Origin of the sequence: Steroidobacter sp., assembly GCF_016790065.1 — a bacterium.
In the GTDB taxonomy this organism is placed as follows: Bacteria; Pseudomonadota; Gammaproteobacteria; order Steroidobacterales; family Steroidobacteraceae; genus Steroidobacter.
Window position 1 is genome coordinate 1 of record NZ_JAEUPY010000443.1, and the last position, 10,656, is coordinate 10,656.

9 protein-coding genes are annotated in these 10,656 nt (G+C 60.5%); 1 reads left to right on the forward strand and 8 read right to left on the reverse strand.

The annotated features are described in order from the left end of the window. The 7 genes from JNL55_RS18615 to JNL55_RS18645 all read right to left on the reverse strand — a co-directional run. The coding region (locus tag JNL55_RS18615; RefSeq protein ID WP_293856968.1) for a Zn-ribbon domain-containing OB-fold protein at positions 1 to 440 on the reverse strand (440 nt) is incomplete at its 3' end. A 38-nt stretch (positions 441 to 478) separates the two neighbouring features. Continuing rightward, a complete protein-coding gene (locus JNL55_RS18620; protein ID WP_293856971.1) occupies positions 479 to 1,618 on the reverse strand; it encodes a thiolase family protein in 1,140 nt (379 codons plus the stop codon). A 38-nt stretch (positions 1,619 to 1,656) separates the two neighbouring features. Next, complete coding sequence (locus JNL55_RS18625; RefSeq protein ID WP_293856974.1) at positions 1,657 to 2,397, reverse strand: SDR family NAD(P)-dependent oxidoreductase; 741 nt, start codon at positions 2,395 to 2,397, stop codon at positions 1,657 to 1,659. A gap of 53 nt (positions 2,398 to 2,450) precedes the next feature. Beyond that, positions 2,451 to 3,476, reverse strand: a complete 1,026-nt coding sequence (locus JNL55_RS18630; protein WP_293856977.1) for a phosphotransferase enzyme family protein — start codon at positions 3,474 to 3,476, stop codon at positions 2,451 to 2,453. Positions 3,477 to 3,488: 12 nt separating this feature from the next. Beyond that, positions 3,489 to 4,772 (reverse strand): aspartate aminotransferase family protein, encoded by a 1,284-nt coding sequence (locus JNL55_RS18635; RefSeq protein ID WP_293856980.1) that lies wholly within the window; start codon positions 4,770 to 4,772, stop codon positions 3,489 to 3,491. Then, positions 4,765 to 6,084, reverse strand: a complete 1,320-nt coding sequence (locus tag JNL55_RS18640; RefSeq protein ID WP_293856983.1) for an amino acid permease — start codon at positions 6,082 to 6,084, stop codon at positions 4,765 to 4,767. The genes JNL55_RS18635 and JNL55_RS18640 overlap by 8 nt, the downstream gene beginning before the upstream one ends. 27 nt (positions 6,085 to 6,111) lie before the next feature. Beyond that, positions 6,112 to 8,373, reverse strand: a complete 2,262-nt coding sequence (locus JNL55_RS18645) for a TonB-dependent receptor (protein WP_293856986.1) — start codon at positions 8,371 to 8,373, stop codon at positions 6,112 to 6,114. A gap of 190 nt (positions 8,374 to 8,563) precedes the next feature. On the opposite strand from JNL55_RS18645, the gene JNL55_RS18650 reads away from it, so the two are divergent. After that, positions 8,564 to 9,994: an aldehyde dehydrogenase family protein gene (locus JNL55_RS18650; protein ID WP_293856989.1), complete on the forward strand. Its 1,431-nt coding sequence runs from the start codon at positions 8,564 to 8,566 to the stop codon at positions 9,992 to 9,994. 32 nt (positions 9,995 to 10,026) lie between these two features. Here the strand turns inward: JNL55_RS18650 and JNL55_RS18655 are convergent. Next, a partial coding sequence (locus JNL55_RS18655; RefSeq protein WP_293856992.1) for an amidohydrolase family protein occupies positions 10,027 to 10,656 on the reverse strand: 630 nt, incomplete at its 5' end.

Consider the following 10,656-nt stretch of genomic DNA (forward strand, 5'->3'; position numbering starts at 1 on the left):
CGCAGCTGGCGATCGTCTGCCATGTTCGTGACCTCATCGATGGGGAACGCCACCAGAACCCCTTGGCCGGCTTTGTCCAGTCGTGCACCCACGCGAACGCGCGTCGGAGCAGCAGGACAAGCGGAATGTAAGTGTGCGACCACGGTTGGGCCGCAATCCAAACGCACCATCGCCAGGTGCCAAGGCATTCGTTCGCGAAAAAACAGATCGTGACTGACATGAACCGCAGTGGCCGCCAGCAGTTCGCCGGCTCCGTCCTGCAGGGTCCAGATCAACTCATCGCCGAGACAGTCGTGACAGATCTCCCGCGGTGGATACTGCACGGCCTTGCAGGTCGCACACACTTGCAGCTCGAATCTTCCCAACGCCGCAGCGGCCGTCAGCCCCAGCGCCGCACGGGAGCGCGACCCGGGCGGCAGCATCGCTTGCCGCGTCCTCAAGACCGGATTCTTGCGCTTCGGTCGCTGCAGCGGCGGAATCACAGGTCGCTGCGGCTGAGCACTGCCGCCCCCGAACACAAACCGCGATCGTAGGTAATCATGCCGAATCCCAACGCCAGCGCGATGCGCGCCTCCGGCACTGCCTTGGCGAGATTCTGACCGGTCATCTGGCGAATCGCTTCGACCAATCCGAGAAAGCCGCCTGCACAACCAGCTTGCCCCACCGAGAGCTGTCCGCCGCTGGTGTTCAAAGGAAACGTTCCGCCGTTGTCGAAACTATGACGCCGGATGAAGTCGGGCCCGGCTCCCTTGGCGCAGAAGCCCAAGTCTTCCAGCTGAATCAGCGACATCACCGGATAGTCGTCATACGTCTGGACTAGATCAATGTCACCGGGCTCGATGGCCGCTTCGGCATACAGCCGGTCCCGGTCGAGAACCCAACCGCCGCGCATCTGAATCGCATCGTCGGCGAACGCGTTGTAACGTTCGCTCGCCGACAACACTCGCGCATACGGCAATCCCAGAGCCTCGGCGCGCTGACGACTCATGACCAAAAAGCCTTCGGCTCCGGCACACGGCATCACACAGTCGAACAGTCGTAGCGGATCGGCGATGGGTCTCGCTTGTAAATACTCATCCAAGTCGAGCGGCTTCTTGAACAGAGCATGAGGAAACGTGAGCGCATTCTGACGCTGCGCTACGCACAGCTTGCCGAAATCCTCCGCGGTCGCGCCGAACGTTCGCATGTAGTACGCGGTGAGAAAAGCGAAGCTCGCGTTGGGCCCGCCCGAGCCGTAAGGAAACACGGCGTCTCTGGCGAACACACTGAAGCTACCCAGGCTCTGCCGAAATGAATCGACGTGATTGGTGTCGGCGCCGATGCAAGCCACCACCTCGGCATCGCCACACTGCACGGCCCGCAACGCTCGGCGCAACGCTGTGATGCCGCTCATTCCACCGATGGGCAGATGATCCAGCCAACGAACATTGAGCCCGAGATGCTGCGTCAGGCCGACGGTAGTATCGGGTGCCAGGGTGAAGCTGCCCAGACACAGACCATCGATCTGATCTTTACGCAGCCCGGAAGCTCGTAGCAACGCCGAGAGCGCTTTGCCTGCAAACCAATGCGCTGTGCGCAATGAGTACCGGACGTACGGAACGGTGATGGGTGCGGTCACGACCGCGTCCCCATAAACCTTCGCGTGCGTGCCGATGGTCAAAAACTAATGCTCCCCACCGAAGTGCCACCACACACGAACAGCGTCTGCCCTGTGACGAAGGAAGCCTCGGGACTGGCGAAGAACAGAATGGCACGCGCCACATCCACTGGCGTCCCCAGGCGGCCCACCGGAATCGACTTGGTAACGGAGTCGAGCTTGGCGCTGCCGCGAGGCACGATTTGATGAAACATTTCTGTGTCCCCGATCGGCCCCGGCGCAACCACGTTGCTGGTGATGCCATGGGCTGCGAGTTCCAATGCCCAGGTGCGAGCCAGGCTGATCATGCCGGCTTTGGTAGCGGAATACACAGTGCGCTTGGCCAGCCCGAGCACCGCTCGCGTGGAGACCAGCACGATGCGGCCGAAGCCGGCGGCCTTCATGGCCGGCAGATTGGCTTGCACCAACGATACGGCAGCGGCCAGATGCAAACTGGCCAGCGCATCGATGTCCTCGAGACTTACTTCTTCGAGAAGCTTCTCGCGCGTGACGCCGGCACAATGAATCAAGGTGGTGGCCGGCGCTTCGGCCGCCAGCGCGGCGAACACCATCTTGGTCGCCGCCGCATCGGTCAGATCGACTGTCACATCGCGCAGCCGCTCCGATTGAATGGCGGCTGGCCGGCGAGAAACGTTGATCACCTCGTACCCGGCACTGAGCAGGGCCTGGCACGTGGCCGCACCAATGCCCGAACTACCCCCGGTGATGACGACTCGCGGCGGAGTGGTAGCGGTATTCATGAGCCATTACTTGAATATGCAAGTTTCAATAGTGCACCCGAACCTTGGGCGGGTCAATGAGCCGCAAGGTAACGTCGTGCGAGCCGACAAGTGCGTTCGATCAGCAGCGGGCCGAGTTCACGCGCGGTCTGCGTCTCGGCTCGGGTCTGGAGCCAGCCTAGATAGGTCGAGCCCCGCAAGAATAGAAACAGCGGCAACATGGCTTCGTGCGCCGGCGACAACGGACGCTCCGAACGATAGCCGTCGAACAATGCCCGGCAGATCGACGGATAGTTCGGCTCATCGAGGGTCCAATACAGCGCCGTGGCCAATTCGAACATATGCCAACCGAAGCCGGCGTCGTCGAAGTCGATCAATTGCAAACGCCCGCCGTCGTTCAGCAGATTCTCCGGCACGAAGTCCGCATGAATCATCCCGAATGCAGCGCTGGACTTGCCCAACGCGGCGAGATCTTCAGCCGCTTTGAACCGAGCCTCAGTGAGCACGGCACGTTCTTCAGGCGACAATGCAGCCAGTTCCCAGAACCGCCCCCACAACGGTGCGTCGCTCAGTAATCCCTGCTCGCACCAGCTGTGACGGGTAAACGCAGACGGCAGCGTCATAGCAGTACTGTGATTGTGGAGTTGAGCGGCCAAGCGCCCGGCGCTGTGATACAGCCGTTCGCTCACCCCCTCCTCCAAGCTCAGCCCGGACTCCGCCGAACCGATCGGCTTACCGGACAACCAACCTAACATATCGACTTGCCGCTTCTCCGGCACACCGGGTGCACCGACATGGACAAACAGACCACCGGCCGCCGTCGGCACAATCGGTGGCACTTGCATGCCGACGCGGGCCAACTCACTCATCCAAAAGAGCTCAGAATGAAGCGCTGCATCCGAGTGATAAGCATGGCGATGTACACGTAGCGCGGCGCACGTACCGTCCGAACGTGTCACCGAAAAGACCGCATTCTCTCGATATTTGATCAACACCGGCGCGCCGAAGTCGCCTGGCCAATGCGCCAGAGCGGCAGTCGCAAGCGCTGTCAGGCGTTGAATCTGCTCAGCGTCAGTGAGTGAATAAAAGTCGGTGGCCACGCACTTCTACCGTCAAAGTTCCGACAAAGCGTGGTCGAGCGTCGACAGCAACTGGTCCGCATGCTCGGTCTTGAACACCAGCGGCGGCCGCATTTTCAGAATGTTGTCGTAGCGGCCGATGCGGCTCAGCAGAATGCCGCGCTCGCGCATGGCATTGACCAACCGTTTGGTTTCTGCGGTCGCTGGGGTCGCATTGGCATCTGAGTGTGCCAGCTCGATGCCGAAGAACAATCCCTGGCCGCGCACATTGGCAATGAGTGAATGCTTGTTCTTCAGCCGCTCCAGCCCTTCTCTGACGTACGCACCGACGCGCTTGCTATTGAGCAGAAGTTGTTCGCGCTCGATCACATCCAGCACAGCGAGACCGGCAGCCGCCGACACCGGGTTGGCACCGAATGTGTTGAAATAATTCGCGACCTGTCCGAATTTGTCGACCAGCTCCCGCCGTGTGATTACGCCCGCCAGCGGGTGGCCATTTCCCATCGGCTTGCCCAAGGTCACGATGTCCGGTGTCACGGAGGTCAACCGATGCCCCCACATCGCAGCGCCAGTGCGCGCGAAGCCGGACTGCACTTCATCGCAAATGAATAGCCCGCCAGCCTGCCTGACGATCTCTACGGCCTTCTCTACATAGCCTGGCACGCGGTCCGGCAATCCCTCGTTGGCGAAGAAGGTATCGATCAGAATCGCCGCCATCTGAACGCCATCGGCCTGCAGCGAATTCACAGCTGCGCGGACGTGCTCGGCGTACGCGTCTGCCAGCTCTTCATCGCTTCTACCCTGTCGATCGCGTGCCGGATCCGGGATCGGCACCGCTCTGGCGAATGAGGGAAAAGGTTCTGGTGTCTCGAAGCAGCTGGTGAGCGCGGACAACAGCTCCGAGTTACCGTGATAGCTGAAGTCGCTCACGATCACGCCTCGCCCACCGGTGTGAAATCGCGCCAGCCGCAACGCCAGTTCGTTGGCCTCAGTGCCGGTGCAAGTAAACATCACTGCATTCAACGGATCGCCGAATGTCGCAGTCAGCCTCTCTGCATAGCTGACGACCAGGTCGTGCAGGTAGCGGCTGTGAACATTGAGGGTCGCCGCCTGACGCGCAATCGCGTCCGTCACGTGCGGATGACAATGGCCGACGCAAGGCACGTTGTTATAGACATCCAGGTAGGCCCGGCCTGCATCGTCGTACAGCCAAACGCCCTGACCTCGCACCAACCGCACGGGGCGGTCATAGAACAGCGGCGCGTGGCACCCAAGCACGCGATAGCGACGTTCTAATAAAGCCTCGGTATCAGACATCGGCAAGACCGCTCTCAGTGGACTGTTGACGAGTGCGAGTGCCTCGATAGAGAAAGTGGACCAGCAACGCGGCCCCAAACAGCAGACCCAAGCCCCCTAGCGCCACCGGATCCGACTGGAAGGATGCGCTCAGCACCAGTAATGCCAGCAACAAACATACCGCCGCCGTTGCTCGACCGCCCCAGGCGCGGAACGGTCGCGCCAGGTTCGGGTGCGCCGTGCGCTGCTGGATGAATGCAGCCAGCAACACCACATAGGAAGCGGCCAGAGACAGTACGACACAAAGCAAGATGCGATCGGGACTCACCGAGGCGGCGAACACGCCGATCAGTGCAACCAACATGATCGTTAAATACGGAGCGGAGCGGCGATTGGTGTTCCCCACGAACGCAGGCAAGTGCCCGTCACGAGCCAGCGCATACAACTGGCGAGACGCGGAATAGACCAGCGAAAACATGGTCGCGACCAATCCCAGCATGCCGCCGACTCCAACCACTTTCGCCAGCAGAGGTGAGGCACCACCGGCCAGCGGGCTGGTCAACGCCGCAAACAACGGATCATCGGCCGTCGCCAGATGATTGATGCCGCCGCCACCAACGGCCAGCAGCAGTATGCCGATAGCGGAAACCAGCAACGTGCCGATCGCCACCAGCATGCCGCGAGGAATGGCTCGGCCTGGATCTTCGACCTCCTCGGACGCCGCCGCGCTCTGTTCGATCGATATGAACAACCAGATGGCGAACGGCACACAAGAGAACACTCCAGCCGGCGTCACGCTCAGCGGCAACTCGGGTGTCGCTAAATTCTGTAGCGAGAAGTGTGGCGCCATGCCGATGAGAAAAAGCACGATGCAAACCACCGAGAGCACACCTGCAGCCACCATCCACCGCATCGCTTCGCCGATGCCGCGCAGATGGACGACTGCGATGACTGCAAAGAGCATGAGCTTGAGCCAGGTGCCGCCGAACCCCAGCACATGCGTGCAATAAGCCGAGATAAAAGTGGCAGCGGCGCCCGTGCCGATTGAGAGCGCAATGAATACCGCTACACCGACCAGATAGCCCACAAAACGTCCGAAGGCATCCTGACAGTAGGCGTACAACCCGCCCGCATGCGGACGCGCCGCCGACAACTCAGCCACGCACAGAGCCAGGCCAAAACACAGAATCGCCATCAGCACGGTTGCGACCACGAGATTCGCCCAGCCGGCCTGCAACCCGTAGTTCCAACCCGTGAACTGCCCGGCAATGACCAACGAAATGCCGAGACCGGCGATCTGAGGCCAACCGAGCGCCGCGCGTATCAAGCTCATCGATACACCTCACTCGGCCTGGCTGGCTCAGTGCCAGTGATAGGACACCGTCACACCGACCTGGCGCGGCGGTCCGTACACCTGCTGAATGAAGCCCAGCAAGCCCAGATCCAGGTTGTAGACCCGATATTCCTCATTGGTGAAATTCTTGACCCACAGGCTCGCGCGGAAGCTCTCATCCGCGGTCCGATATTGAAGACTGCCGTTCCAGACTGAGTACGCAGGCTCCGCCGAGACCTCGGAGTTCGTACCCTCCAAGAACTGGTCGTCGTTCCAGCGACCGTCCAACTGCACAGCCATGGTGCCGGCAAGCAATGGCCACTCATACTGCGCCAGCAAGTTCACGCTGGCTGCCGGAGCCATCGGCAACTCCGCACGCACGGTGCCGCCAAACACATCCGGCACTGCATCCACCTTCGAGTCGATGAATGCCGCACCCGCCGACAATGTCAGCCCACCAAACGGCGCTACAGAAATTTCCAGTTCGCCGCCCGTTGCTTTGGCATCCGAGTTGGAGACCTGCGGAGTAATGCCCAACAAGGAGAACGCCTGGTAATCCTTGTAGTCATAGTGGAAGGCGGTGACATTGACGCGCAACCGATTGTCGAGCAGGTCCGCCTTGGTGCCCAACTCGTAAGAGTTCAATTTCTCCGGCTTGTGTTTGATGTTGGCGATGCCGACCGAGCCCAGCGGATCCAGCGACCAGTTGCCGCCCTTGATGCCACGGTTGAAGGCCAAGAACACCAACACGTCTTCTTGAGCCTTCCAATTGAGCTGCGCCCGTGCCGCGTAGTCCGAGTAGTCGATGTCATCGACACCCGGTACGCCGGTGTCGCGGATGTCGAACAGCTTGGTGCTCGGAATGCCATTGGGAACGTCCTGATAGAACCGAGTCATGTCCAGATGTTTGTCATCTTGCGACCAACGCGCGCCGCCGATCAGAGTCCACTGGGGCGCGATGTCGTACTCGACCTGACCGAACACCGACCAGTTCTTCGATCTCACCGTGCCGTAAGTCGACATGCGTTGCGTGTCGCTGGTGCCACCGAGAGCCAAGGGGCCTTCCACCACCTGCGACGTATCTGCCGTCATATCCAGATAGTAGGCGCCCGTTTGCCAACGCAGGTCGCCTTGTCCGCCGCTCAACCGCAACTCTTGGGACCATTGGTCATAGTCGTTGTTGGTGAAATAAGGAAAGTGGCCGAAGCCCTGGCCGCTGTCCTCGACGTATGCCTTATCCATCTGCATGCCGTTGGAGATCGAGACCAGTTCGATATCGTCGCTGAGATCGGCGGTGATCTGCGCCGTCAACGACTTCACATCGCGGTTGAAGGACGGAAACTCGTTGGACCAATGGCGCCAGACATTGCCGGTAATCGGCCGGCGCTCGAAATTGACCAGCGGACCTTCGGGATCCGCCGGATCCACCGCATTGGTGAATGCACCCAAACCCGTGTTGGGATCGAAGCCCGCCAGCGTGAAGACATATTGCCCAGTCGGCACATCATCGTCGCGAGAATAAGCGGCTGTAACATCCAACAGGACGCGCTCGCTGAGATCCGCCTGAATCGAGCCTCGCACGGCGTAACCATGCGCACCGCCCGCGCGACCACCGGAAGCTGGCACGCCGAACGCCGTGCCAGGCCTGATATAACCATCCGATTCTTCGTAACGAGCAGCCAATCGAGCGCGCAGGTTGTCAGCGAGCCCACCGCCAATCGCAGCTTCAGCGCTGTGCGTACCAAACTCAGAGGCACTGACTTCGGCGTAGCCATTGAACGCATCCTCGTCCGCTCGCCGAGAAATGAAATGAATCAGACCGCCGGTGGCATTGCGCCCGAACAACGTGCCCTGCGGCCCTCGCAATACTTCGACCCGCTCCATGTCGAACATTTGCGCATTGATCGCATTCATCGTGGCCACATAGGCACCGTCCATATAGACGGCGACCGGCGCCTCGAGGTTGTCCTGGAAATTATTCTGTGACACTCCTCGTAAGCTGAAGATGGTCAACGCAGGTGAGAACGACTGGAGCCGCAACGCGGGGACTTGCTGCGCAATCGCGGTAGTGTTGTTCAAACCGAGCCGCTGTAGCTGCTCGCCGCTGAAAGCCGCCACCGAAATACCGACATCCTGTAGCGCCTGTTCGCGCTTCTGGGCCGTCACCGTCACCTCTTCCAGAGTGCCCTTCTCTTCGGTTTGAGCCCAAGCATGGCCCACTCCCACGGCCGCATTTGCCAACGTGGCGCAAACGCATGCACGAACCAGACGCGCTCTCATGTCACTCATCTGACCCTCCCCGGTAATTCTATGGATGGCTCGCGGCTTGCCATCAGCTTCAGCGCTTAATAGCCCGAGAAAACTTCGGCCACAAGAGCCGCTGCGCTCTAGTACATAACGACTGCGCTGCCGACCAAGACTTCCGCGATTTTCGAGCTAACAATCGCAACCAGTGGACTATTTGCTCGGGGAGAGAACCATGGCGCGCAAGTTCGAGATGACGATCAATGGTCAGCCGGTGGCGGCCGCTGAATATGTCGAGATCAAGAATCCGGCGGATGGCAGCGTCGTAGGGCTCAGTCCTCTGGGCACACGTGCGCATCTGGACTCCGCCGTTGCTGCGGCGAAACGAGCGTTTGCTTCTTGGCGCGAAACCAGCGACGAACAGCGGGCAGATGCTTGCCGCGCAATCGCCAAAGTGTTGGCAGACAACGCCGCGGAGCTCTCGCAACTACTGACTCGCGAACAAGGCAAACCGCTCAAAGGGCTGGGCTCGGAATTCGAACTCGGCGGTTGCGCCGGTTGGAGCGGCTATGTCGCCAGCCAATCCTTGCCGGTGAAAATCCTCGAGGACAGTCCGAAAAACCGGATCGAACAGCATCGCGTGCCCATCGGGGTGGTCGGTTCGATCACGCCTTGGAATTGGCCGTTGTTGATTGCCATCTGGCACATCGTGCCGGCGGTGCGCACCGGCAATACCGTGGTCATCAAGCCGTCTCCGTTCACTCCGCTCAGCACGCTGCGCATGATCGAGTTGCTCAACTCCGTGTTACCTCCGGGCGTCATCAACGTCGTCTCCGGTGAAGACCGCCTCGGCGCAGACATGAGCGCGCATCCGGACATCAGCAAAGTGGTTTTCACCGGCTCCATCGCCACTGGCAAAAAAGTCATGGCCAGCGCTGCCGGCACACTCAAGGCGCTGACGCTCGAACTCGGCGGCAATGACGCCGGCATCGTGCTGCCTGATGCCGACGTCGAGAAGCTGGCCGAAGGCTTGTTCTGGGGCGCTTTCATCAACTCGGGACAAACCTGCGGCGCACTCAAACGTTTGTATGTTCACGACAGTGTGTTCGAGCGCACGTGCCAGGCACTCACCAAACTGGCTCAAACCATTCCGATGGGAGATGGCTCCGCCGAGGGCAGTCTGCTCGGGCCGTTACAGAACGAGCGACAGTACCAGCGTGTGATCGAGCTGGTCGAAGACGCTAAAGCGCACGGTGCCAAAGTGCTCACCGGCGGCGCTCCGACCCAGGGCCCAGGATATTTCTATCCCATCACGCTGGTCACCGGGATCGAAGATGGCGTGCGGCTGGTCGATGAAGAACAATTCGGGCCGGTGCTGCCCATCGTGCGCTACACCGACGTGGATGATGCGATTCGACGAGCCAATGGCACCGATTTCGGCCTCGATGCATCGGTGTGGGGCTCGGATCCTGAGTTACTGCGAAAGGTCGCGCAGCGGCTCGAAGCCGGCACTGTGCTCATCAACAAGCATGCAGAGATCGCACCGCATGTGCCTTTTGGCGGCATCAAATCCTCAGGCTTGGGCGTCGAGTTCGGGCAGGAAGGTCTAGAGGCCTACACCACCATCAAGATCATCAACTCACCGGCGAGCGGCAGCACGGCGTAACTCACCGTGCATGACGCCGCATTGGACGACGCTCACTTTCTGAGGCCGACTCGTCCGGCTCGAGCACCGGTGTACTGGTCATGGTCGACGGTCAGCACGCCGTTGACCAGCAAATACGCGATCCCCTCGCTGTACTGATGAGGATCGCTGAAAGTCGCCTTGTCACGGATGGTCGCTGGATCGAACACGACGATGTCAGCGAAGTTGCCCTGGGTCAGCGCGCCGCGATCTTTCAGACCCAACACCTCCGCCGGCAAGGACGTCGCTGCACGAATCGCCGCCTGCATGCTCAAGACTTTCTTTTCCAGCACGTACTCCCGCAGCTTGTGCGGGAAACTGCCGTAACTGCGAGGGTGAGGCTGCCCCACACCGAACACAGGATTCTCTCCATCAGATGACGTGCTGGTGTATGGCTGTGTCATGAAGCGCTCCACGTCCGGCGGACTCATCGAATGCACCACCATGCTCGGATCGCCCAGGAGCACGAGCTCGATGGCGGCCTCGGTCGGCGTGAGCTTCAGCACGCCGGCAACCTCCGCTAGATTCTTGCCTTCCCAGTCAGGCCGCTGTTCGAAACGCGAAATCACCATGACTTGCGGCCCCAAGCCGCCTTCGACAGTGAGGCGCATCTCGTTCACGATACGAGCACGCAGTGACGGATC